At 48.3% G+C, this 25,257-nt stretch carries 20 protein-coding genes and 3 tRNA genes; 16 read left to right on the top strand and 7 right to left on the bottom strand.

Features of this window, described 5'->3' with window-relative positions; genetic code table 11:
- The first annotated feature begins 391 nt into the window (after positions 1-391).
- The 9 genes from gltX (at position 392) to IYN85_RS07635 (ending at position 8,108) form a co-directional block, all read left to right on the top strand.
- Positions 392-1,888, top strand: coding sequence for a glutamate--tRNA ligase (gene gltX / locus IYN85_RS07675; protein WP_196158216.1), 1,497 nt, complete (start codon positions 392-394; stop codon positions 1,886-1,888).
- A 96-nt stretch (positions 1,889-1,984) separates the two neighbouring features.
- Positions 1,985-2,060: transfer RNA gene (locus IYN85_RS07670), tRNA-Ala, on the top strand.
- Positions 2,061-2,415: 355 nt separating this feature from the next.
- On the top strand, positions 2,416-3,354 hold the full coding sequence (pyrB, locus tag IYN85_RS07665; protein WP_196158215.1) for an aspartate carbamoyltransferase: 939 nt from the start codon (positions 2,416-2,418) through the stop codon (positions 3,352-3,354).
- A complete protein-coding gene (pyrI, locus tag IYN85_RS07660; RefSeq protein ID WP_196158214.1) occupies positions 3,347-3,799 on the top strand; it encodes an aspartate carbamoyltransferase regulatory subunit in 453 nt (150 codons plus the stop codon). The genes pyrB and pyrI overlap by 8 nt, the downstream gene beginning before the upstream one ends.
- Positions 3,800-3,908: 109 nt before the next feature.
- Positions 3,909-4,925, top strand: coding sequence for a phenylalanine--tRNA ligase subunit alpha (pheS, locus tag IYN85_RS07655; protein WP_196158213.1), 1,017 nt, complete (start codon positions 3,909-3,911; stop codon positions 4,923-4,925).
- A 24-nt stretch (positions 4,926-4,949) separates the two neighbouring features.
- Positions 4,950-7,325: a phenylalanine--tRNA ligase subunit beta gene (pheT, locus tag IYN85_RS07650; RefSeq protein WP_196158212.1), complete on the top strand. Its 2,376-nt coding sequence runs from the start codon at positions 4,950-4,952 to the stop codon at positions 7,323-7,325.
- 7 nt (positions 7,326-7,332) lie between these two features.
- Positions 7,333-7,638 (top strand): integration host factor subunit alpha, encoded by a 306-nt coding sequence (gene ihfA / locus IYN85_RS07645; RefSeq protein WP_196158516.1) that lies wholly within the window; start codon positions 7,333-7,335, stop codon positions 7,636-7,638.
- Positions 7,616-7,987 (top strand): MerR family transcriptional regulator, encoded by a 372-nt coding sequence (locus IYN85_RS07640; RefSeq protein ID WP_196158211.1) that lies wholly within the window; start codon positions 7,616-7,618, stop codon positions 7,985-7,987. Before ihfA ends, IYN85_RS07640 begins: the two co-directional genes overlap by 23 nt.
- Positions 7,988-8,031: 44 nt before the next feature.
- Positions 8,032-8,108 (top strand) — tRNA-Pro (locus tag IYN85_RS07635).
- A 428-nt stretch (positions 8,109-8,536) separates the two neighbouring features.
- On the opposite strand, the gene IYN85_RS07630 is transcribed toward IYN85_RS07635, so the two are convergent.
- Positions 8,537-8,613, bottom strand: a tRNA-Val gene (locus IYN85_RS07630).
- A gap of 256 nt (positions 8,614-8,869) precedes the next feature.
- Here IYN85_RS07630 and IYN85_RS07625 point away from each other — a divergent pair.
- The 5 genes from IYN85_RS07625 (at position 8,870) to IYN85_RS07605 (ending at position 15,080) form a co-directional block, all read left to right on the top strand.
- Complete coding sequence (locus IYN85_RS07625; RefSeq protein WP_196158210.1) at positions 8,870-9,706, top strand: WYL domain-containing protein; 837 nt, start codon at positions 8,870-8,872, stop codon at positions 9,704-9,706.
- A 630-nt stretch (positions 9,707-10,336) separates the two neighbouring features.
- A complete protein-coding gene (locus tag IYN85_RS07620; protein ID WP_196158209.1) occupies positions 10,337-11,236 on the top strand; it encodes a kinase in 900 nt (299 codons plus the stop codon).
- 2 nt (positions 11,237-11,238) lie between these two features.
- On the top strand, positions 11,239-12,045 hold the full coding sequence (locus IYN85_RS07615; protein ID WP_196158208.1) for a mannosyl-3-phosphoglycerate phosphatase: 807 nt from the start codon (positions 11,239-11,241) through the stop codon (positions 12,043-12,045).
- A 31-nt stretch (positions 12,046-12,076) separates the two neighbouring features.
- Positions 12,077-13,306 (top strand): glycosyl transferase, encoded by a 1,230-nt coding sequence (locus IYN85_RS07610; protein WP_196158207.1) that lies wholly within the window; start codon positions 12,077-12,079, stop codon positions 13,304-13,306.
- A gap of 13 nt (positions 13,307-13,319) precedes the next feature.
- A complete protein-coding gene (locus IYN85_RS07605) occupies positions 13,320-15,080 on the top strand; it encodes a sugar phosphorylase (RefSeq protein WP_196158206.1) in 1,761 nt (586 codons plus the stop codon).
- A 151-nt stretch (positions 15,081-15,231) separates the two neighbouring features.
- Here IYN85_RS07605 and IYN85_RS07600 read toward each other — a convergent pair whose 3' ends face one another.
- The 6 genes from IYN85_RS07600 to IYN85_RS07575 form a co-directional block, all read right to left on the bottom strand.
- Positions 15,232-16,326 (bottom strand): ABC transporter substrate-binding protein, encoded by a 1,095-nt coding sequence (locus tag IYN85_RS07600; RefSeq protein WP_196158205.1) that lies wholly within the window; start codon positions 16,324-16,326, stop codon positions 15,232-15,234.
- Positions 16,327-16,353: 27 nt separating this feature from the next.
- Positions 16,354-16,917, bottom strand: coding sequence for an ANTAR domain-containing response regulator (locus IYN85_RS07595; RefSeq protein WP_196158204.1), 564 nt, complete (start codon positions 16,915-16,917; stop codon positions 16,354-16,356).
- 234 nt (positions 16,918-17,151) lie between these two features.
- Positions 17,152-18,111, bottom strand: a complete 960-nt coding sequence (locus IYN85_RS07590) for a GGDEF domain-containing protein (protein WP_196158203.1) — start codon at positions 18,109-18,111, stop codon at positions 17,152-17,154.
- A 198-nt stretch (positions 18,112-18,309) separates the two neighbouring features.
- Positions 18,310-19,083 (bottom strand): YciK family oxidoreductase, encoded by a 774-nt coding sequence (locus tag IYN85_RS07585; protein WP_196158202.1) that lies wholly within the window; start codon positions 19,081-19,083, stop codon positions 18,310-18,312.
- Positions 19,080-19,787, bottom strand: a complete 708-nt coding sequence (gene ubiG / locus IYN85_RS07580; RefSeq protein ID WP_196158515.1) for a bifunctional 2-polyprenyl-6-hydroxyphenol methylase/3-demethylubiquinol 3-O-methyltransferase UbiG — start codon at positions 19,785-19,787, stop codon at positions 19,080-19,082. The genes IYN85_RS07585 and ubiG overlap by 4 nt, the downstream gene beginning before the upstream one ends.
- A gap of 138 nt (positions 19,788-19,925) precedes the next feature.
- Entirely contained in the window at positions 19,926-21,242 is a 1,317-nt protein-coding gene (locus IYN85_RS07575; RefSeq protein ID WP_196158201.1) for a TRZ/ATZ family hydrolase, read from the bottom strand.
- Positions 21,243-21,470: 228 nt separating this feature from the next.
- On the opposite strand from IYN85_RS07575, the gene gyrA reads away from it, so the two are divergent.
- Both gyrA and serC read left to right on the top strand, forming a co-directional pair.
- A complete protein-coding gene (gyrA, locus tag IYN85_RS07570) occupies positions 21,471-24,146 on the top strand; it encodes a DNA gyrase subunit A (RefSeq protein WP_196158200.1) in 2,676 nt (891 codons plus the stop codon).
- Positions 24,147-24,163: 17 nt separating this feature from the next.
- Positions 24,164-25,255, top strand: a complete 1,092-nt coding sequence (gene serC, locus IYN85_RS07565) for a 3-phosphoserine/phosphohydroxythreonine transaminase (RefSeq protein WP_370592166.1) — start codon at positions 24,164-24,166, stop codon at positions 25,253-25,255.
- Positions 25,256-25,257: the final 2 nt, after the last annotated feature.

Here is a 25,257-nt window from a genome sequence, read left to right as displayed (position 1 = left end):
TTGATTCGATTGTAACGACTTCGCCACTGATGAGGGCCGGATCAAGGGGATCTACCCTTGGAAAAAAATCCTCCAATGGAGTCTTGTGTTAAGAGCCTAAGAATAGTCGCCGGATCGGATTGGTTCTTCACGGCAAGGTATATACAGTTAAAACAGGTCGCAGTTGCTCTTGCAAATAATATTTATTCGCCAAATCAGCTTAATTAAGTGCCATTCAGATTGAAACTCGTGAGGGTATTTTGAAGCACCTATATCGTTTCTGCGCTCTGAGCGAACGCGTGTCGGGTTAGAAAAGGCTTTTTGCGTTGTTCTTAATTAGAGGACTGGCTGGCGGGCGGTTACGTCCATCGCTATAATCCGGCTCTTTCTCAAATCAGTTAAAGAGACCAACATGACCAAAGTTCGAACGCGCATCGCACCGTCCCCAACAGGTGACCCTCATGTAGGGACCGCCTACATTGCCCTGTTTAACAAAGTTTTTGCGGAAAGTGCCGGTGGTGAGTTCATTTTACGCATTGAAGATACGGATCAGGCGCGTTCAACCAAAGCTTCGGAGCAGGCTATTCTGGACAGTCTGAACTGGCTCGGTTTGAGTTGGTCTGAAGGGCCCGATGTTGGCGGTCCTCACGGTCCTTACCGACAATCGGACCGCAAAGATATCTATCAGAAATACACTCAGCAGCTGGTCGATGAAGGGCATGCTTTCCCGTGTTTCTGTACTTCTGAGCGTTTAGATGACTTGCGGGAAAAGCAGCGCGAAGCTGGCGAAGATATCGGTTACGACGGCCATTGCGTGCATTTGTCTGCCGAAGAAGTGCAGCAAAGGTTAAGCGCAGGCGAAACACATGTTGTTCGTATGAAAGTCCCGCAAGAGGGCGTTTGCGTCATTAAAGATGTTTTACGCGGCGATGTGGAGATCGATTGGAAGCAAATCGATATGCAGGTTCTGATGAAGTCAGACGGCTTGCCAACCTATCATTTGGCCAGCGTTGTTGACGACCACCTGATGGAAATCAGCCACATCATGCGTGGCGAGGAATGGATATCATCCACTCCGAAACAGTTGGCACTGTACCAGTACTTTGGTTGGGAAGCTCCGATTTATGTGCATTTGCCGTTGTTACGTAACGCAGACAAATCCAAGTTGAGTAAGCGCAAGAATCCTACGTCTATCACATACTTTCGAGAGCTAGGAATTTTGCCAGAGGCTTTGTTGAATTTCCTGGGAATGATGGGCTGGACCATGCCAAATGGCGAAGAAATATTCAATTTGCAGGATATGATCGGTGCCTTCGACGTTAACCGAATCTCACTTGGCGGACCGGTGTTTGATCAGGAGAAATTGAACTGGTTAAACGGCAAGTATCTCCGTGAACATCATACGCCAGAGCAGTTATTGCAGCGTTTAGTCGATTGGAAATTCAATGCTGAGTTTGCTACTCAACTGATGCCTTTAGCGCAAACGCGGGCAGAGACTCTGGGTGATATCGCTCCTTTGTTGGCGTTCTTCTTTCAGGGCAATCCTGATTTGACGGAGGCCAGCTTTGCCGGGCTGAAACTAGAAACAGAGGAGATTAAAAACGTTTTACAGCTAATATTGTGGAAATTAGAAACGTTGCGAGATTGGCAGAAAGACAATATTTTTGCCGATGTCAAAGCCATTGCCGAGCATACAGGTCATAAATTTAAAGACGTGAATGCGCCATTGTTCATCGCCATTACCGGCTCGACGGCATCAGTATCTGTAATGGACGCCATGGCTATTTTGGGACCGGATATGACCAGAGGTCGTTTGCGACACGCTATTTCGGTTCTGGGTGGCTTGGGTAAAAAGAAACTGAAATCGTTGGAAAAAGAGTTTAATCAGATCTCTGCTTTTCTTGATTAAGGATTGATCGCGTAACTCTTTGAATTAACTGAAAAAATTCAAAGAAAAATATTGACAGGCATAGCGAGGCTCATTAATATGCCTCGCACCTGTTGAGGGGCTATAGCTCAGCTGGGAGAGCGCCTGCATGGCATGCAGGAGGTCAGCGGTTCGATCCCGCTTAGCTCCACCATTTTCAAGAAAAAGCCTGCGTTTATCGCGGGCTTTTTTGTGTCTGGAGGATTGAAGTGACGCTATGGATTGAAGCGGGATCAAACCGCTTGCGGTTCGACCGAGATGTCGGACCACCCGAGCTCCACCATTTTCAAGAAAAAGCCTGCGTTTATCGCGGGCATTTTTGTGTCTGGGGGATTGAAGTGACGCTATAGATTGAAGCGGGATCAAACCGCTTGCGGTTCGACCGAGATGTCGGACCACCCGAGTTCCATCATTCTAAGACGTGCTCGTAAGCACCAGTCACCTGACGGGCACCTATCCGCTATCGGGTTTCTTTTGTATACTGCCGCAAATTCGTTTCAGGCAAAATCATGGTCAACCCACTGTTTCGGAAGAACATTGTTTCTATTAGTGATCTGAGCAAGTCAGACCTCGAACTCATTGTTAATCTTGCTACTATTTTTAAATCCCAAGGCCCCAGTCCGTATCTCGCGAATCGCGTCATTGCCAGTTGTTTTTTTGAAGCGTCCACGCGTACTCGATTGTCATTCGAAACTGCTGTGCAGAGGTTGGGTGGCAGTCTGATCGGCTTCTCGGATGGTGCCAATACGTCGACGAAAAAGGGTGAAACCTTAACCGACAGTATCCATATGATTTCATCTTATGCGGATGCGATTATTATGCGGCATCCACGCGAAGGGGCAGCAAGGCTCGCGTCCGAAGTTGCAACGGTACCGGTTATTAACGGGGGGGATGGGGCGAATCAGCATCCATCGCAAACGCTGTTGGATCTATTCTCTATCTATGAATGCCAGGGTCGATTGGAAAACCTGTCCGTCGCTTTTGTGGGCGATTTAAAGTATGGCCGGACAGTTCATTCGCTGGCCCAGGCATTAGGGCGCTTTAACCCGACTTTCTATTTTGTTGCGCCTGAAGTATTGAAAATGCCTTCGTATATTGAACAAAGTCTGAATGAACAGGGTGTCGCATTTGAGTATCTGGACTCGCTGGATGCAGCCATTGAAAAAGTCGATATTCTGTACATGACCCGGGTGCAAAAAGAGCGTTTTGATCCAACCGAATACATGCACATCGCTTCGCAATATGTTCTGACCGCCGATATGCTCAATCCCGCCAAATCGACAATGAAGGTTATGCATCCATTGCCGCGGGTTGATGAAATTCACCCAGATGTGGATGCTACCAGTCACGCCTATTACTTCCAGCAAGCAGAAAACGGCGTTTATGCGCGCGAAGCACTGTTGGCGTTGGTCATGAATGAAAACATTCAGGAGTTGAATAATGCGTGAAACCATGGCCGTAGAGGCAATTGAAACCGGCACGGTGATCGATCATATCCCGGCGGGTCAGGGGCTAAACATACTGGCCCGAATCCAGAAGCGTAACGCCCAAGCCAGACTCACTGTCGGCTTGAATTTACCGTCCAAAGGGAGTGGTCTTAAAGACATCATTAAAGTGGAGGGTTGGTTGTTTTCTGAACAAGATGCTGCTGAGATGGCTTTATATGCACCTCACGCAACAGTTAACATCATTGAAGCGTACAAAGTGGTGAAGAAATTCCCCATTGGCCTGCCGGCTGAATTTACCGGGATTTTCCCATGCCCAAACACTAACTGCATATCACACGCAGAACCGGTGGCTACCCGGTTCTCAGTGACCGAAACACCGGAAAAAGTGCAGTTGCGCTGTCATTTTTGTGAACGCAGTTTCGCAGACAGTCTTTTTAAGCACTAAAACCCTGATCTGACGGCAAAAAATGCTGTCAGATCAGTTGCTTATTTCTCATCCTTCCTTATAGTGAACGCCTTTTAAGCCCACCGATTGACGGGAGTTTAGACGGTACATGGATACCCTCAATAAGCTGCATGACGACGCTCTGGCAGCAGTAAATGAAGCAAGTAATGCTCAGGCGTTAGATGAGATTCGAGTTAAATATCTGGGTAAAAAAGGTGATATCACCGCTCAGTTAAAGTCCCTAGGCAAGCTTACTGCTGAAGAGCGTCCCGCTGCCGGGGCCCGAATCAATGAAGTGAAGGAAGCCGTTTCGAATGCGATCAATGCACGAAAAGCCCATCTTGAGCAACATGCGCTTGCTGAAAAGCTGGCTTCTGAAAAAATTGACGTAACAGCGCCTGGTCGTCGGCAGAAAACGGGTGGTTTGCACCCGGTGACCATGACGCTTCGACGCATGGAGTCCTTCTTCACCAATATCGGCTATGACATCGCGACCGGCCCCGAAATTGAAGACGATTATCACAACTTTGAAGCGTTGAATATTCCGTCTCATCATCCCGCGCGAGCCATGCACGATACCTTCTACTTTGATGCAACGACTCTATTGCGGACGCATACATCGCCTGTGCAGGTCAGAACCATGGAGTCATCGCAACCACCAATCCGGATCGTTTGTCCGGGTAGAGTTTACCGATGCGATTCTGACTTAACTCATAGCCCGATGTTCCATCAGATGGAAGGCTTGATGATCGATGAAAAGGTCAGTTTCGCTGATTTGAAAGGGACGATTGAAGAGTTTCTGCGGGTCTTTTTTGAGAAAGAGCTACCGGTTCGGTTCCGTCCTTCCTATTTCCCGTTTACGGAACCCAGTGCAGAAGTGGATATCGCCTGTGTTATGTGCGGTGGTGATGGTTGTCGTGTCTGCAGTCAGACCGGTTGGTTGGAAATTATGGGGTGCGGGATGGTACATCCCAATGTATTACGCGCATCCGGTGTAGATCCGGAAAAATATCAGGGTTTTGCTTTCGGCATGGGTGTTGAGCGTATGGCTATGCTGCGCTACGGCGTTAATGACCTGCGGCTGTTCTTCGAGAACGATTTAAAATTCTTGAGTCAATTCAACTGATATCGGTAAGGACTAAGTAAGCATATGAATTTCAGTGAAAAGTGGTTGCGTCAGTGGGTTAATCCGTCCATTACCGCTCAGGAACTCATGGATCAGGTGACCATGGCTGGCCTTGAAGTCGATGGTTTTGAGCCAGTTGCCGAAGATTTTTCCGGTGTTGTCATCGGTGAAATAATCAACTGTGCACCTCACCCGAATGCCGACAAATTGCAGGTTTGTGAAGTCAGCAATGGCAACAGTGTTGCACAAGTGGTCTGTGGTGCACCTAACGCCCGGGCAGGGCTGAAAGTTGCCTTTGCGGAAGTAGGTGCGGTATTACCTGGTGATTTTAAAATCAGCAAGGCCAAGCTTCGTCAGGTAGAAAGCTTCGGTATGCTGTGCAGTGAAAAAGAATTGGGACTGTCTGAAAACCATGACGGTATCATGGAGTTGGCCGCCGATGCGCCGGTGGGAACTAATCTTCGCGACTATTTTGAGTTGGATGATATCGCTATTGAAGTCGACCTGACGCCCAACCGAGCAGATTGTTTGAGCATGCGTGGTATAGCACGTGAGGTGGGTGTATTAAACGATGTCGCCGTTTCTGAGCCTGCAATCAGCCCCATTGCCCCCGTTCATGACGATGTATTCCCGGTCGACATTATCGATAGCAAAGGTTGTCCAAGATACGCCGGACGTGTTCTGAATAATGTGAATGTCAAAGCGGCAACGCCGATCTGGATGGTTGAACGGTTGCGTCGGGGCGGTATCCGCTCCATTGACCCTGTTGTTGATGTGACCAACTACGTGATGTTAGAGCTGGGTCAGCCGATGCACGGATTTGACCTGGACCAATTGAATGAGAAGATCATTGTTCGGCGCGCTGAGAAAGCAGAGAAAATCACGTTGCTTGATGGGCAGGAAATAGCGTTAAACGACTCTGTGCTGGTTATTGCAGACAAGCGAGGCCCATTGGCTATGGCCGGCATTATGGGTGGTGAACACTCAGGCGTATCGGAAAATACCTCTCGGGTGTTTTTAGAGTCCGCATTCTTTGCACCTATTGAGATTGCCGGTAAGGCCCGATCTTATGGTTTGCATACAGATTCCAGTCACCGTTTCGAGCGTGGCGTAGACAGCGCGCTGCAGGTCACCGCTATTGAACGTGCAACGCAGTTGTTAATGGATATTTGTGGTGCCCAGCCGGGCCCGGTTATTGTCAGGGAGTCTGCCGACCATCTGCCCAAGGCGGCGGTTATCGAGCTTTTTGCGGATGTTGTGTCCAGCAGCTTGGGTATGACACTGGCAGACGAGGTCATTTCGCAGATTTTAACAGGTCTAGGTTTTGCCTTGCTCGATACCAAGCCAGGATACTGGAAAGTTCAGGCGCCAAGCTGGCGTTTTGATATGGAAATACAGGCCGACCTGATTGAAGAGCTGGCCCGTATTTATGGCTACAACAAACTGCCCGTAACGGCACCGATGGCCGCCTTGAAGCCACAGGGCGCGCCGGAACAGGAGACGCCAGAGTCTGCGATCGTCGATCGGATGGTCTCTTTGGGTTACCAAGAAGCGATAACCTACAGCTTTGTTGAGCCCGCAGCCCAGAAAGCAATGTTTCCAAAGAAAGAGGGTGTGGTTTTAGCCAACCCGATTTCAAACGATATGTCGGTCATGCGCGTATCGTTATGGCCAGGTTTGCTGAAGGCCATGCTACACAACTTGAATCGTCAACAGGATCATGTCCGTTTGTTCGAAACTGGTCTACGCTTTCGTCAGGAAGAGAAGGGCTTGGAGCAGGTGCAAATGCTGGCCGGTGTCGTCACCGGTAAACGCCTTGCGGAAGGTTGGTATGAAACCGGTGAAGCCGTCGATTTTTACGATGTGAAAGGCGATATTGAGCAAATGCTGGCGTTGGTGAAAGGCGTTAATTTCGAATTTGTGCCCGGAACCAATTCAGCCATGCATCCAGGGCAGTGTGCCCGTATTGAGCGAAATGGTAAATTAGTCGGATATGTAGGTGCTTTGCACCCGACACTCGCTAAGGACTATGGCTTTAAACAGAACGTTTTCTTGTTTGAATTGCGCTTGGACAGAGTGCTGAAATCCGAGCTTCCTGTGTTCCAGCCGTTGTCGAAACACCCTGCGTCTACCCGGGATTTAGCCGTCGTTGTGGATGAGGATGTATCGGTCAGTTCGGTTATGGACACTGTTCGGGAAATGGCTGGAGACGATCTGATCAGCTTGAACTTGTTTGACATCTATCGCGGCAAAGGTATTGATTCCAAACGAAAAAGTCTAGCAATGGGCTTGACCTGGCAGAATCCTTCGCGCACTCTTACAGATGACGAAATAAATCGATTCATGGAATCGATCATTAATACTCTGCAGACCCGCTTGGATGCTGTTCTGCGAGGTTAAGGAGCTCATCATGGCCCTGACTAAAGCTGAAATGGCGGATCGTTTATACGAGGAATTAGGCCTCAATAAGCGTGAAGCCAAAGAAATGGTTGAGATTTTCTTTGAAGAAATTCGAGAGAGTCTCGTTCATAATGAGCAGGTCAAATTGTCCGGTTTCGGGAATTTTGATCTACGGGACAAGCGTCAGCGGCCAGGACGCAATCCAAAAACCGGGGAAGAGATACCTATTTCGGCGCGTCGCGTCGTGACATTCCGCCCCGGACAGAAACTAAAGGTGACCGTCGAGACTTATGCTGGAACCCAGCCAGAATGATGAATTACCTGTAATTCCAGGGAAGCGCTATTTTACCATTGGTGAAGTCAGCGAATTGTGCGCAGTTAAACCTCATGTATTGCGCTATTGGGAGCAGGAATTTCCACAACTTAGCCCTGTTAAGCGACGAGGCAATCGCCGTTATTATCAGCGTGAAGACGTCATTCTGATTCGTCAGATTCGTCATTTGCTGTATGAAGACGGTTATACCATAGGCGGTGCACGTCAAAAACTCTCAGAACCCGAAGATGCAGAACAAGTTCAGCAGCAACATCAGGCGCTGATTCGCGAGATGATTGCGGAGCTGGAAGCTGTGCTGGAACTATTAAGTGTCGAAAGAGTTCGCTAAAAGCTTTTATTTATCAAACAGTTAGCTTAAACTAACGGCTCAGTCGGGCATTAGCGCAGTCTGGTAGCGCATCGTCATGGGGTGGCGAGGGTCACAGGTTCAAATCCTGTATGCCCGACCAATTTATTTAAAAAAGCAGCTTTCGGGCTGCTTTTTGCGTTTCTTGGAGGTGCTTTTCTACAAATTCGATGTCGTAGTCGGCTCTCTGAGCCAGACCATGGTCGCCTCAAAGCCTCAAAGCCTCAAAGCCTCAAAGCCTCAAAGCCTCAAAGCCTCAAAGCCTCAAAGCCTCAAATTAATCAAAGCCAAGTGCAATTGATATTAATGAAGCATGTTTGTCTGAGCGATTTCGTGAGCTGAGGCTTCTTAATGTTGGTTTTGGGTTAGTGAGAATCATTTCGGTTGTTTGTCTTTAGAGGCTTTTAATAACGCTGTGTGCGGTTATGAGTAAATAAAAAACTGTACCCATAGGGCTAGGGTACGCCTTTAAGACCTAGTTTCAGAGCCCTTAAACGCAAAAACCCGCCAGAAGGCGGGTTTTTAGAATTTTGGTAGGACTATCCAGATTTGAACTGGAGACCTCTGCCATGTCAAGGCAGCGCTCTAACCAACTGAGCTATAGTCCTGAATCGAGGGCGTATAATACGGATCTTTTTTATCAGTGCAAGAGATTTGTCGAAAAAATCTTGTTTTTCAGTAGCTTAGCCCGTCTAATGGGTTTGCAGTTGAATTTAATGTAAATGCAACAGGGCTTTATTGCGGCCATTGCACCCTATGTGGGTCAAAATGGTGTAGTAGTATATTGTTCAAGCGCATTGACAGGTTTTCGAGGCAACTTTACAGTTGACTACAATTTAAAATAACAGGTCAGAGATCGACAGGATGAATGATTCGACAAAACCGAAGCTCGAGGAACAAAGTCAACCACAGCAGGAGCGCCTTTTTTACTTGGAGTTCCGTCTTTATTTTTTAGGTCATGCTAATCGGAGTGATTTGCAGAAGCGCTTTGGGTTAAAAGAGTCTTCTGCCTCGCGTGATATTGCCCTTTACAAAAAACTGGCGCCTGAAAATGTCGTTTACGACTATGGCATCAAATCCTATATTCCGCAGGATACGTTTGTACCGCTGTATTCTTATACCGCCACTCAGGTGCTCACCGCGTTAACCTACGGGTTTGGGGATGACTATGCCGGGCCTAAGTTCCCGGAAATTGCGACAGAATCCCCGAGTCAGACGCCACTGCCATTCATTCCTACGTTAGCGGCCATTACCCGGGCCATTCACAAGCAGCAGGCGCTGTCTGTTGAGTACATATCTGAAACGAAAGGCTCCCGAGTCCAGGCCATTGTGCCTCACGCGTTGATCAATTCTGGTACCCGTTGGTTGGTGAGAGCCTATGATCGCGGTCAGGAGTCGTTTAACGATTTTGTGATCAATCGTGTAACGAAGGTGTTGGGGGAAAGTGATGCCCCGCAATTGCATGAGCTGAAAGAGTCCGACGCTGATTGGAATCGTATTATTAACCTGACCTTAAAGCCGCATCCCGCGCTGGCTTATCCCGATGCAGTTGCGCAGGAGTTTGGTATGCACGGCGGTGTTCTGAAAATGACCTGCCGAGCGGCACTGGAAAGCTACATGTTATCGAAATGGAATGTCGATATGGCGGCGACTCCTTCAACCGAGGTTGGCAAGTATCAGTTATGGCTAGTGAAACCCTAACGGGATAATTCGCCTCTTTTACAGAGGGATTCAATGAGCAGGGTTTATCCCTGCTTTTTTGTGTCTGGGTGTTAACAGCTTTTCAATTTGGTCAATATTACGTTGTAAATAGCTATATTAGGAGACAATAAAGTGACTGATTGGGTCACATTTGGCCCCGATAATTGGATGAATTGTCTGATGATATTCGGGCAGATTGGCGTTAAAGGCCCGTAATTACTGGGTTTGGGTAAGTTGGTATGGTCTTAGCGTATCTGTTTTTTGTATATGGATTAAAAACAAAAAACAGAGGGCGTCATGTTAGACAACAAAGTGAAATCTGAATCAAACACTGAACGATCTTTCGAGGAGATTCTTCAAGTATCGGAATCGATTTGCCAGCGCGAACTAACATCGGTCACCAGTCGGAATTGTTTGCCTTTCCCTGAAATGGGCTTTGATTTCGAAGAGCTGGGTGAAATTCTTAGCGAAGAGTGATTTTTTGCCCTGAAATAGTGCGAAATGGCACCTGCTAAGGTGGCTCGGTGCGTTTTTTCTGGCTCTTTTGCCCTGTTTGGAGGCTGGAGTCGTGGTTTTTATCTGGTACGTAATGTGCAATGCTCATAGATAGGTTATTTATGAGAGCAGGATGTGTCCGTAACAGATAAAGTTAATCAATTCATCCAGCAGCAGAGGCTTCCCGAGACTTATCGTGAAACGGCTTTGAGCTGCTTTGAACCGCTTGCCCAACGGTTAGTAGACCAGTCTCGTGATCAAGAACAACCACTTCTGGTGGGGATTCACGGTTGTCAGGGATCAGGAAAATCAACGTTAACGGAGTTTTTGTTATTCCTCTTTGAACATCATTTTGATATCGCCGCCGTGGGGATGTCGATTGATGACTTTTATCTGACACGTCTGCAGAGACTTGAGCTGTCAACATCTGTCCATCCGCTGCTGATTACACGGGGTGTTCCCGGTACTCACGACACCGCGTTTCTGGCCGATACGTTGACGGCTTTGTCTCACTTCAACGGTCCCGTTTCAGTTCCCCGATTTAATAAAGCACAGGATGATCGCTATCCATCAACTCATTGGACCCAAGTGAGGTCTGCGCCAGAGATCATTTTGTTAGAAGGTTGGTGCGTTGGTTCTGGTCCGCAATGTCCGCAAGATTTGGTGATACCTGTGAATGCTCTAGAAGAGTTTGAAGATCGGGATCGAGTTTGGCGAACTTATGTTAATGAGCGGCTAGCGGTTGATTATCAACCGATTTTTAAGAGACTAGATCGGTTAGTTATGTTAAAAGCGCCGGGTTTTTTTGCGGTGCAAAATTGGCGCATGGAACAGGAAACCAAACTGCGACAAAAAGTGGAAATGGAGCAGGGTGATCTCTCGGGCGTTATGGATGCCGAACAAATTTCGCGGTTTATTCAGCATTATCAGCGCATTACTGAACATTCTTTAGCAGAGTTGCCGACCCGGGCGAGCGATGTGTTTTCGCTCAATGCGCAGCGACAAATTAAATCCGCAACGCTAGGAGAAAGTTAAGGATGAAATACGTTGTGTATACCGACCTCGACGGTACTCTGTTAGATCACTACGACTACAGCTGTGAACAGGCTCAAGCGGCAATAGATGCGTTGTTGCACAGGGAGATACCCATTATCCCGGTCAGTTCGAAAACCAGGGCGGAAATTGAACCATTACGTCAGCGGTTATCACTCACGTCGCCTTTCATCGTCGAAAACGGTGCTGCGGTGTTTATTCCGGACAGCGATGTCTTTCAAAGCTTTGATAAAGCAGGCTTAAAAAAACAAGGCCAGTATTGGGTCAAGTCGTTTTCGCCGGATATCGTTTATTGGACCTCACTCATCGAAGAACTTCAGGTGAGTGTGGTCGACGCCTTTAAGTCGTTCAGCCAACTCACGGTAGATGAGATTGTTGAATTGACTGGCTTAGATCATGAACAGGCCGGCAAGGCCTGTCGTCGTGAATACTCAGACCCATTGTATTGGTATGGCAGTGAATCCCAGTTTAAACAGTTAGAGCTGCTTTGTGCCCATGTCAACGTGGATGTGGTGCGAGGTGGTCGTTTTGTTCATTTGTTAAGTGGGGCTGATAAAGGGAAGGCGGTAAGCTGGACGCAACGGCAGTATGAGCAAAGCAGGGGTTCAAAGCCAACCTCGATTGCGCTGGGGGATGGTGAAAACGATCTGGCCATGCTTGCTTGCGCTGATATTCCGGTGCAGGTTAAGTCACCGACGCATCATTTTCCCGATTTCCATCACGAGCGTTTATATCGCACACAACAGGAGGGACCAGCAGGTTGGAACGAAGCAATTTTCGCATTGCTGTAACCCGATAATAAAGACAGAGAGGCTTGGTACTATGGCAGATTTTCATCAGAACGGCATCATAACCACTTTACACAACTTGTCCGAACGTTCCATTGAAGAGATGGAATACGATCTATTGCATTTTTCACGTTTTCGACCCCTGGGCTTGATATTGCCGTCACTTTTTTCTGAGCTCGAAGGCGACGCACTGCCAAATATTATTAAGAACCTGAAGGAAGTTCCCTACCTGTCAGAAATTGTGATTGGTTTGGATAGGGCAGACAAAGATCAATACCATCACGCCATGCGTTTCTTTTCCGATTTGCCTCAGCATCATCGGGTTTTATGGAATGACGGTCCAAGGTTGCAGGCACTGGATGCAGAATTACAAGCGTTGGAGGTCGCGCCTAAAGAGTTAGGTAAAGGACGAAATGTTTGGTATTGCATGGGCTATATGTTGGCAACAGGTCGCGCGGAGTCCATTGCGTTGCACGATTGCGATATTGTGACTTATGACCGTGCATTGTTAGCCCGGTTACTGTTTCCAGTCGCGCACCCTCAGTTTAATTACGAATTCTGTAAAGGTTTTTACGCACGCGTGGCCGACGGGAAAATCAATGGCCGGGTTTCTCGTCTGTTAGTCACGCCGCTTATCCGTGCGTTCAAACGCGTTGTGGGTCCCAATGAATATCTGGAATTTATGGATAGCTTCCGTTATCCCTTGGCGGGCGAATTTTCCTTCCGGCGAGACGTGCTCAATGACATTCGCATTCCATCGGATTGGGGTTTGGAAATAGGCGTACTATCAGAAATGTACCGTAATTATGCTAACAACCGCTTGTGTCAAGTTGATATCGCCCGCGTGTACGATCACAAACATCAGGACTTAAGTCTGGAAGACGCCAACGCCGGTCTGTCGAAAATGTCCATCGATATTACCAAGGCCATGTTCCGCAAGTTGGCAACCAATGGGCAGACGTTTAATACCGAGACGTTCCGCTCACTGAAGGCAACCTATTATCGGATTGCATTGGATTTTGTCGAGACCTGCCACAACGATGCCATTATGAATGGGCTTAAATTGGATATTCATCAGGAAGAAAAAGCGGTTGAGATGTTTGCGCAGAACATCATGACAGCGGGGCAGCGGTTCCTGGATGCACCTATGGAACGACCGTTCATTCCCAGTTGGAATCGGGTGGTCAGTGCCATGCCAAATGTATTTGACCGACTGATTGAAGCCGTTGAGGCGGATCGCGAAGAATTTCTACAACAAGCCTAAAGGCAGAGTGGTTATGAATGACACGCTGAGTAAATTGATAAGTACCGTTGAGCATCAATTAGCGGTGATCTATGACGGTATACCGCTGGCGCAGAATTATCCGGATATCGCTGAGAATTTGGTTTCTCTGATGCGATTGAACGCCGTAGAAGTCAGCCCGATACCACACTCGAACCATTGGAGCGAACAGGATGCAATTCTCATCACCTATGGTGACAGTATCGAAAAGAAAGATGGGTATCGGGTGCTCGAACCACCGTTGAAAACTCTGGCGGAGTTTCTCGAAGGTCCGATAAAGGAAGCCTTTAAATCCGTTCACATACTACCGTTTTATCCTTACAGTTCTGACGATGGTTTTGCGGTAATCAATTACTCTGTCGTAAACGAATCGTTGGGCGATTGGTCCGACATCAATGCGATTGCTGCTAATTTTCGGCTGATGTCAGATCTGGTGATTAATCATTGCTCCAGTCGGAGCCTCTGGTTTGATCAGTTCATTAAAGGTGAAGAACCCGGTTGCCATTACTTTAAAACCGGAGACATTCAGCAGGATTATGGAAAAGTCGTTCGACCCAGAACGTCGCCGCTGTTACGGGAAACCGAGACGGTTAATGGCACGGAATACGTTTGGTGTACTTTTTCGCATGATCAGGTCGATTTTGATTTTGGCAACCCAGATGTGCTGTTTGAGTTTGTGAGGATTGTTCGTCAGTATCTCGACGAAGGGGTAAAGATTTTCCGGCTGGATGCGGTAGCATTTCTATGGAAGGAGGTCGGTACTAATTGTATTAACCTGCCACAGACTCATGAAGTCATACGATTGTTGCGTCTGTTAATTGAACACGCCTGTTCCGATGCGGTCATCATTACGGAAACCAATATTCCAAATCAGGAGAATCTCACCTACTTTGGGAACGCCAACGAAGCACATTGCATTTACAATTTTTCGTTGCCCCCATTATTGGTAAACACACTCATTAGCGGGGATTGTACTTACCTGAAACAATGGCTGATGAGTATGCCACCGAGCCAGGACGGCACAGCCTATTTTAATTTTATTGCTTCACATGATGGTATCGGTTTGCGTCCGGCTGAGGGGCTGCTCAGTGAGGTTGAGTTGAATCGCCTGATCAGTACCATGCTGAGTTTTGGTGGGCGAGTGTCACTGCGTACCTTGGATGATGGTTCCACTAAACCCTATGAAATTAATATAGCGTTGTTCGATGCCTTGCAGGGGACGCATAATGGGCCCGACAAGTGGGGTTTTGAACGGTTTATTTGCGCACATGCCATTATGTTAGCGTTGGAAGGTATTCCCGGTATTTATATTCACAGCATGCTGGGGACTCGAAATGATTATGAGCGGCTTGAACACACTCAGCACAATCGTCACATCAATCGACATCGCTGGGACTACAGCGAGCTGATGGCGACTTTAGCGGATGACTCGTCGCCCCATGCCAAGGTTTACCAGCGTCTTATCTCATTAATTAAAATTCGCAAACGGCAGAAAGCTTTTCACCCGAATGCAACGCAATTTACCCTGCAACTGGGCACAAATGTTTTCGGAATCTGGCGACAGTCGCTGGATCGAAAGCAAAGTATTTTCTGTATCAACAATGTGTCGGTCGAGCCGACGATCATTTCCTTAAGTGAAATAAACTTGATTGAAACTTACCAATGGCGGGATTTGATCAGCGGTGCAGTCATGCCCGATATCGTTGGTGAAATTACCTTGCAACCCTATCAGTCGGTTTGGCTCGCCAATGAATGACAACTGACTCCATGAGAGTCAGTTGCATACTCGGGCTACCGGCATTGCATGCGATTCGTTAATGAGTGGTGCACGTTAGAATCTCTTCTATTTGCACCGTGATTTACGTCGAATCGGCATGGGTTCATCCTCATTTCACCGCGCCGCATTATTAAAACACCGGAATATCACCGGGTGGGCGCGACGGTTCCGGAATCTCAAGTTCCAATTCTTCAAGTACCTTGGCATAGGTTTGCCAGTCATAAGCTTGACTGAGTAAAGGGTTCTCGGTCTCGCTGCTCATGCTGCTATTTAACGTTCGCATGGTCTCAGCGATCCATTGAGCGTGTGCAGGCCAGGGTGCCGTCGCATGATGACTGAAGAATATCTTGCGCTTCAAATGACGACGACTCTGACTGTGCCATTGGTTGATCATTGCCTGAATCAGCAAGTCAGAAGAGCAGTTCAAATAGTTTTCGGTCGCCATCCATAATGCCGCTTGTGCCATATGGTCTGGTTCTTCAAGCCATTGGCAAGCTTTGATTAGCGCTTTGACTATTTTTCGATGGCTTTCTGGTTTGTCTTTTGCAAATTTGGCGTTTACGCCAAGTACTTTTTCTGGCGAGAATTCCCAGAGTTCACTGCCATAACATAAAATTTTACCAGCCCGTTCCAGTTGTGCTGCTGTATTCCATGGTTCTCCAACGCAAAACATATCGACGTCCTGCTGTTTCATTGCATCCACCATGCGTACCGGTGGTAGTACTTTAATTTCGACAGCGTCCGGATGAATGCCCGCTTTATGGAGCAGTAAATGAATGAGGTAGGTGTGCATCGAATGAGGATGTACAGTGCCAATAACAATTTTTCGCTGAGATTGTGAGCAAAATTCAGCCAACCCAGAAAGCGCTTTGGGTAAATCCTGTTCGCCTAAATCTAGTTGCTTTGCGAGGCTGTTTGAAATGGTTATGGCGTTGCCGTTGTAACCCAGTGCAAGCGATGTCGTAAAGGCCTTGTTGGGGTCGTTATTGGGCTGCTTGATTTGGCTGGCGATGACCATCGGTGCAAGTAAGTGGGCAGCGTCGATCATCCCCAGAGACAGTTTGTCCCGAATACTCGCCCAATTATTTTCACGACTGAACTGAACATTGACGCCCTGTTCGGCGAAAAAACCGGCTTCCTGAGCGACAATCAGCGGTGCGCAATCCAATAAGGGGACATAGCCGATTTTAACGTTGGTCTTAGTAGCGAGTAGTGTATTGAACATAAAAAAAGAATTCCGTTAAGGGTTCGTTCAACCAAATAGGTCAATGACGTCCTGTGCAATTTCGGACAGCCGTACGTTCTTGTTCATTGCCATTTTACGCATGGCGGAAAAGGCTGCGTCTTCATCGCATTGTTTATGTTTCATCAGCAAACCTTTCGCTTTATCAATGATTTTCCGGTCAGCCAATTCATCACGCGTTTTTTTCAGTTCACCTTTCAGACGCTGGTGTTCTTCGAATCTGGATATAGCAACATTCAGTAAAGTTTTTACACGGCTGGGTTGCAGTCCATCCACTATGTAGGCACTGACGCCGGCTTGAATCGATTGCCGGATCACATCATCGTCTTCATCGTTTGCAAAGAAGATAATCGGGCGTGGCAGACGGTCCGATGTCATTGAAACATCTTCCAGGGTATCCCGATCTGGAGAGTCGGCATCGACAATCACCACATCGGGCTGAAACGATTCAACCATTTTATAGATGGCGTATTTTCCCGGTGGACGCACCAGAACTTCATGGCCTAAATCCCTGAGCGCCTGCTCTAATGGTTCTGCGCGCTTGGCAACCTGGTCAATTATTAGGATATTCATGGATGGGTTTGTGTCATCGCTGTAATGAAAGAGGGTTGTCTATGATTTAGCAAGCAGCGTGCCTGTTGTGGACGCCAGTAGCGGCTATAAATCGTGGGCAAATGCGCACGATTGGTGCGATGTAGCTCTAAAGAGGTATATAATGCGAGCAACGGTAGGGCAGGTCAGCACACGAATATTGCGTTGCGATATTCGTGTATTTTGATCCCTGTTCAAGCAGAGAGCAGCGACGTTCTAAAGCGAGTTGACTGGTACGTTAGTTTCCATAGAAGAAACAACGCAATTACGGCCTTTTTGCTTAGCCGCGTAAAGAGCTTTGTCTGCTCGTGCGACTAAATCTGGCCAGTCGGACTCTCCATTATAGTGAGCAATGCCGAAACTGGCAGTAACCGGCTTGGCTCGGTCCGGCAGGCGAACCTGTTCAGAGATAAGGCCTCGAACCCGTTCGGCGACGGTCCTTGCTAAAGCAAGATTTGAGTTGCTGACGCAGATTAAGAATTCTTCACCACCGTACCGGAAACAGGCATCGCTGCCACGAATGGACTGCTGAATAAGATGCGCGATTTGGCGCAAAATATCGTCCCCGGAAAGATGCCCGTAGCGGTCGTTGATCATTTTAAAATGGTCGACATCAATCATGATAATGCTGACGTTCTGATCGTCATGACGACGGGCGCGTTCAATTTCGCGGGTCAGCGTAATGGACATGGCTCCCCGGTTGTTCATGCCGGTTAGGGGGTCAATCATTGCCGTTGCCAGTGCATCCCGGTATTTAATGGCATTGCGCAAGGGGAAAATAATAACGTCCATGACCGACTCTATGAAGGTCAGTTCTTTCTCACTGAATCGTTTGCCACGGGTAAATGAAATATCACCATATTCGACGTTTTTCATCGTCAGTTGATATTGGGCGCGATGCTTTGCCATGTGTCCGATCTGAGTATCAATCATTTTGTCGCCATTGACATACTGGACACCTGAGATGGGCAGATATTGCTTTAAGTGTCGGAAAAATATTGAGACCAATTGTTCAACATCCAATGTCGTCTGCAGCTGACTGAACAGTTGTAAGCGGAAATCTTTAACGCGATCCGGAGACAGCATTTCAAACGTTATCGGGCTAATGTTGCCGATAGTAGGCTTAGATTGGGTGGTTTGCCCGCCGAAACTGAACTGGTTGAAGCTGCCTGCCATGATGAATTACCGCTTTTGGAGTCTTGGTGTCCAATTAGCGATTTTTGTGCCAGAACGATAAAGTTCTTTAATATCAATGGCTTACCGAAAAAATTAGTGATTTTCGTTCAGATACGGAGATAGTTTGCCGCTTTTTAAGGGGATTTACGCCATAAAACCGACGCCGAAAATGAGGGTGGCGTCGGTATTTTGAGGCGGTTAGCTGGCGCTAAAGTCCTTTGCGTCGAATGAGTTTCCATTCAGGTCGGCGCTTTGAGAGGACATCAGAAAACGATACAGTGGCATGTGTATGCTCGGTTCCGGTACATCTGCAGGGTTTTCACCCGGGTAGGCACTGGTACGCATGTTGGTGCGGGTGCCGCCCGGATTAACGGCAAAGGTGCGGATGTTCGTGGTGTTGCCGAGCTCATCTGCTAAAGTTTGCATTAAACCTTCGGTGGCAAATTTTGAAACAGCATAAGCGCCCCAGTAGGCACGACCTTTGCGGCCGACGCTGGATGACGTGAATAAAATTCTGCCGTGTTCGCTGGCCTCTAACAGCGGCAGCAGCGCCCGGGTCAGGTAGAAACTGCTGTTGAGATTGACGTTCATTACGTCCATCCATTCCTGTTCTGGGTATTGGGCAATCGACATTTTGCTGCCCAGTATAGACGCGTTAAACAGAACGCCGTCGAGTCGGCCATATTCCTGTTCGATGGCGTAAGCCATTTCGCGAGCAACCTCCAATGACAGTGTGTTCAGATCGTAAGGAAAAATGATGGGGCGGGTGTCGGAGCTGCGTTCTATTTCGTCGTAAACGGCTTCAAGTTTTTCCTGGCTACGACCGATTAAAATCAGGTGCGCACCCTGGGCAGCAAAATCCAGTGCGGCCGCTTTTCCGATGCCATCGGAAGCGCCGGTAATGAGAATGACTTTATCGCGCAAACTCTGTTCGGGTAGTGCGTCTATGCGACTTTTTAACTGCTGAGTCATGAGGTTTGTTCCGGCTTTTCTGTGGCCATCAGGTAATTGACCGAGACGTCCCCGGTTAATCGGAAGGTTTTAAAAACAGGGTTATAACTCATGCCTTTAAAGTCAGTTACCTTTAAACCCGCTTCGCGCGCGCAACTGGCCAATTCGGATGGTTTAATGAATTTCTCATAGTCATGTGTGCCTTTTGGCAGCAATTTGAGCACATACTCCGCGCCGACAACGGCAAAAAGCCATGATTTTGGATTGCGATTAATGGTTGAGAAGAATGCTTTGCCGCCAGGTTTCAGCAAGGTGTTTATTGCCGCCATGACAGAGCTTGGATCGGGGACATGTTCCAGCATTTCCATGCAGGTGATTACGTCGAATTGACCGGGTTGTTCTTCGGCCAACTGTTCAGCGGTCATTTGACGATAAGTGATGTTTTGAACGCCTTCATCCAGAGCATGCAACTGAGCCACCTTTAACGGCGCGTCCGTCATATCTATGCCAGTGACGACACCGCCTCGCTTAGCGAGCGTTTCGCTCAGAATGCCGCCACCGCAACCGATGTCCGCGACTGTCAACTCGGCGACGTTAACGAATGAGTCAATGTAGTTCATCCGTATCGGATTCAAATCATGAAGGGGTTTGAAATCGGATTCAGGGTCCCACCAACGGCTGGCCAGGGCTTCGAATTTTGCAATTTCTGCAGGATCTACATTGATTGACACGGTCACTCCAAAAAAGTTGTCACGTTATTGGCGGGCATTATGTCGGTTTTACGCGGGAAAGTAGAGAGCAGATGTCGATTTTACGTGTGCAATGAAAGCAAGGATGCCCGGCAACGTTGCCGGGCAGAAGGCTTAGCCTTTGACGATCTTGTCGCGCCATTGTTTGGCGGTTTCGATGATCGTGTTTTTGTCCAAAGTTGTCAGTTCTCGGTTGTTGAGCAGCTGTTTGCCGTCTACCCAAACGTTGGTGACCTGGTCGCGGGTGGACGCGTAGACGATATGGGACACAGGGTCATAAATGGGTTGTGACTCCAGGTCGTTAAGCGCGATTGCTGTTATATCCGCTCGCTTGCCCACCTCAAGGCTGCCGATTTCCTTGTCCCAGCCGAGTGCTTTGGCACCGTTCAGGGTCGCCATTTTAATCGCATCGTATGCCGAAAGCGCTGTTGCGTCGCCGCTGACGGCTTTCGCCAGCATGGCGGCAGTGCGCATTTCGCCGAGCATGTCGAGATCGTTGTTTGATGCAGCGCCATCGGTGCCCAGGGCGACATTCACACCGCGTTTCTGCAGTTCGTGTACCGGGCAAAATCCGCTGGCCAGTTTTAAATTGGACTCAGGGCAATGCATGACGTGAGCACCGGTTTCGACGATATCGTTAATATCTTCTTCGGACAGCGCCGTCATATGGACAGCCTGGAAGTTAGGGCTTAACAAGCCGAGGTCCTTCAAGCGACGGATCGGACGTTGACCACGTCTTTCGAGCTCTCCGTCTACTTCAACCTGGGTTTCGTGAACGTGCATCTGAATACCCACTCCGTGTTCTTCGGCGAGTGCCTTAATGCGCAGCAAAGGCTCGTCTGAACAGGTATAGGGGGCATGCGGACCGAAGTTAACCTTGATATGTGAATGGCCAGCGTAGGTTGCCATTACTTTCAAGCCGTTGTCGATGTGCTCATCGGGTCCGGCTCCCCAAGCTGTAGGAAAATCAATGGTCGGAAAGCAAAGCTGAGCGCGCATGCCCGCTTTTAAAACGCTTTCAGCTGAGGCATCGGGAAAAAAGTAGTTGTCTGAAAAGGTCGTGGTCCCTGAGCGCAGCATTTCCGCCGTCGCCAGTTCAGTGCCATCGCGAACCAGGTCATAGTCAACCCATTTGTTTTCTGCGGGGAAGACATGGTCGTTCAACCAGGTCATTAATTCCAGATCATCGGCCATGCCACGGAAAATGGCCATGGCAGCATGTCCATGTGTGTTCACAAAACCCGGGATTAACGCCTGATCACCGAGATCAATTGAGTGGGAAGCCTGGTATTCCTGAGCGGCTTTGGCATTGGGTAATATGGCAACAATAACGCCCTGGTCAATGGCAATGCTGTGGTTTTCAAGGGTTTCCCGTGCGTCGTTCACCGGGATTATCCAGCGTGCGCTAATGAGGGTGTCGATGCTTTGCATGTGTATTCTCTTAGTTGTCTGAGTGGTCAAGGTGCATATGCTAGTCAAAAGGGTCGCAGTTCGCCAGTTTGCATTGATACTGAGCGTTCTAAAACTGTCTATCTTATTGATTTGTGGTATGATTTCGCACTTTCGAAAAATCGAGTCACCATGGGAATTGTTTGCCGATTCCCGATATAAAGATCGGTCAAAAAATAGACTGAACGATAAGAAGGATAGTGATACCTCATGGGTGAATTAGCCAAAGAAATTCTTCACGTCAACATTGAAGAAGAGTTAAAACAGTCATATCTCGATTACGCAATGAGCGTTATTGTCGGGCGGGCGTTACCCGACGTTCGTGATGGTTTGAAGCCGGTGCACCGTCGAGTGCTGTTTGCGATGAATATTCTGGGTAACGACTGGAATAAGGCTTATAAAAAATCCGCCCGTGTGGTTGGTGATGTCATCGGTAAATATCACCCACATGGTGATTCCGCAGTATACGACACCATTGTTCGTATGGCGCAATCCTTTTCAATGCGTTATACGCTGGTGGATGGTCAGGGTAACTTCGGATCAATCGACGGAGACTCTGCAGCGGCCATGCGTTACACCGAAATCCGTATGGAAAAGCTCGCCCATGCGCTGCTGGCAGACCTGGAAAAGGAAACCGTCGATTACGTTGAAAACTATGATGGTACCGAATTAATCCCGGACGTATTGCCGACCCGAATCCCTAATTTGTTGGTTAATGGTTCTTCCGGTATTGCGGTGGGTATGGCAACGAACATTCCTCCGCACAACCTGAACGAAGTGATCGCCGGTACCTTGGCTCTGATCGACAATCCAGATATGGATGTCGACGGACTGATGCAGTACATCCCGGGTCCAGACTTCCCAACAGGTGCTTACATCAATGGCCGTAAAGGTATCGTGGAAGCCTACCGTACCGGCCGTGGCAAAATTTATATGCGGGCGAAAGCCGAAGTGGTTGTCGACGCTAAAACCGGTCGTGAATCTATTATCGTCCATGAAATCCCGTATCAGGTGAACAAGGCGCGTTTGATTGAGAAAATTGCCGACCTGGTAAAAGAGAAGAAAATAGAAGGCATTTCCGAGCTGCGTGATGAGTCGGATAAAGACGGTTTGCGCATCGCGATTGATCTGAAGCGGGGCGAATCCGGCGACGTTTTGCTGAATAACCTTTACGCACAGACCCAGTTGGAAACTGTGTTCGGTATCAATACCGTGGCGTTGGTTGATGGTCAGCCGAAAGTTCTGAACCTGAAAGACATGCTCGAAGCGTTTATCCGTCATCGCCGTGAGGTTGTCACGCGAAGAACAGTTTTTGATCTGCGTAAAGCCCGTCAGCGCGGTCATATTCTCGAAGGCTTGGCGATTGCATTGGCCAACATTGATGAAATGATCGAGCTGATTCGTACGTCTGCAACAGGCGCCGAAGCCAAAGAGCGTATGTTAGCCCGCAGCTGGGCGTTGGGTGATGTATCTGCCATGCTCGAGCGAGCTGGGGCTGATGTCTGTCGTCCAGAGGATCTTGAAGATCAATACGGTGTTCATGATGAGCGCTACTTCCTGTCTGCCGAGCAGGCTCAGCAAATCCTGGATATGCGTTTACAGAAGCTGACCGGTCTGGAACACGATAAGCTGATTGGTGAATACAAACAGATTATCGACGACATTGGTGAGTTCCTACGCATCTTGAACAGCTATGAGCGGTTGATGGAAGTGATTCGTGAAGAGTTGTTGCAGGTTAAGGATGAATTCGGCGATGAGCGTAAGACGGAAATTATCGCCAGTCGTCAAGACTTGTCGATGGAAGATCTGATTACCGAAGAAGACATGGTAGTCACCATTTCGCACGCAGGCTACGCGAAAACCCAACCGCTGACCGACTATGAAGCTCAGAAGCGTGGTGGTAAAGGGCGCTCAGCTTCCAGTTTGAAAGACGAAGATTTTATTGAACATCTGCTGGTCGCCAGCACACACGATACTATTTTGTGTTTTACCAATCGGGGTAAGGTGTATTGGCTGCGAGTGTTTGAAATTCCTCAAGCGTCGCGCGCTGCCAAAGGGCGGCCAATGGTGAACTTGTTGCCGTTGGAAGCCGACGAGCGCGTTACGGCGATTTTGCCGATTCGTGAATACGATGCCGATCATTTCATTTTTATGGCGACCTCTAACGGAACCGTAAAGAAAACCTCACTGGATTCTTTCTCTCGTCCGCGAACCAGCGGTTTGATTGCCCTTTCATTAGATGAGGGTGACCATCTGGTGGGTGTAGCGTTAACTGACGGGCAGCGAGAAGTGATGTTGCTGTCTGACGCTGGAAAGGTAGTGCGCTTCAAAGAAGAGCATGTACGTGCCATGGGGCGTACGGCGCGAGGTGTGCGTGGCATTACCCTGGCGGAAGGTCAACGGGTGATTTCGTTAATTGTGCCAGTAGAAGAAGGTACGATTTTAACGGCCTCTGAGCGTGGCTATGGCAAGCGGACCGCAATTACCGAGTTCCCAACCAAAGGGCGGGGCACCAAAGGCGTAATCGCTATGGTGTGTAGCGATCGTAATGGTAAGCTGGTCGGCGCTAAGCAGGTTTTCAGTGGTGATGAAGTGATGTTGATTTCTGATCAGGGCACGCTAGTGCGTACTCGGGTCGAGGAAATCTCAACGCTTGGCCGTAACACACAAGGCGTTACATTAATCCGTGTTGCCGAAGATGAGAAGCTGGTTTCCATTGAGCGCATTGCTGAACCCTCTGAAGAAGAATTACTGAAGGCGGCAGAATTACTGGAAGGTGAATCTGATTCAACTGACGGTAACCAGGATGTACTGGCTTCGGACGACGCAGAAGTTGCTGAAGACGACGACGTTACAGATAACGACCTGCCTGACAGCGATAATTAATCGGAGCGAAAATAGTTGTGACCAGTGCAAAACCTGTTTTTAACTTTTGCTCTGGTCCAGCTATGTTGCCCATCGAGGTAATGCAGCAGGCCCAGACCGAGCTGCTCGATTTTCAAGGTACTGGTATTTCTGTTATGGAAATGTCACACCGGTCCGACATCTTTATTTCTATTCTTAATTCTACTGAACAAAACCTGCGTAAATTGATGTCCATCCCTGATAATTACCGGGTGTTGTTTATGCAAGGTGGCGCAAGCCTGCAATTTAGTGCCGTGCCTTTAAATCTCATGTCTGAGTTTCGTCGCGCAGGGTTTATGAATACCGGTTATTGGTCGCAAAGAGCGATGGCAGAAGCGCAGCGATATGGCTCTACTGTTGAGCTCGCGAGTGCTCAAAGCAGCAATTTTAAAACCGCTTTCGCTGCCGGTGAAGTAGATATCCCTCAACAACTCGATTACGTGCACTACACGCCGAATGAAACCATAGATGGTGTGGCGTTTACCGAGATACCTGATGTCGGTGACGTGCCCCTGGTAGCAGATATGTCCTCTTGTATTCTGTCCGCACCCATTGATGTTTCCCGTTTTGGGTTGATATACGCTGGTGCGCAAAAGAATATCGGTCCTGCCGGACTGGCCGTGGTTATCGTCCGGGAGGATTTGATCCGCCTTGATTTGCCCAGTACGCCCAGGCTATTGAACTACCGAATCGTCAGTGATCAGGTGTCCATGGCTAATACGCCGCCTACCTTTGCGATTTATTTGGCCAATCTTGTCTTTCAGTGGCTGCTAAGAAAAGGCGGCGTCCCGCAGATTGAACAACATAATATTGAGAAAGCTGCACTGTTGTATGGGGCGCTTGATCGCAGCAAACTGTTTTATAATGATGTGCGCGCTCAGTATCGCTCAAAAATGAATGTACCTTTCTTTCTGCGAGAAGAGACGCTGACTCCCGTATTTCTGGAAGAAGCGACTCAGTTCGGTTTGCTGAACTTGCAAGGTCATCGTTCCAGTGGTGGTTGTCGAGCCAGTATCTATAACGCCATGCCCAAAGCCGGTGTCATGCGATTAATTGAATTTTTAGAGATTTTTGAGAACCGCTATGCCTGATG

The sequence above is a fragment of the Reinekea sp. G2M2-21 genome (assembly GCF_015687175.1).
In the GTDB taxonomy this organism is placed as follows: Bacteria; Pseudomonadota; Gammaproteobacteria; order Pseudomonadales; family Natronospirillaceae; genus Reinekea.
This window is presented reverse-complemented; position numbering and strand designations above follow the sequence as displayed.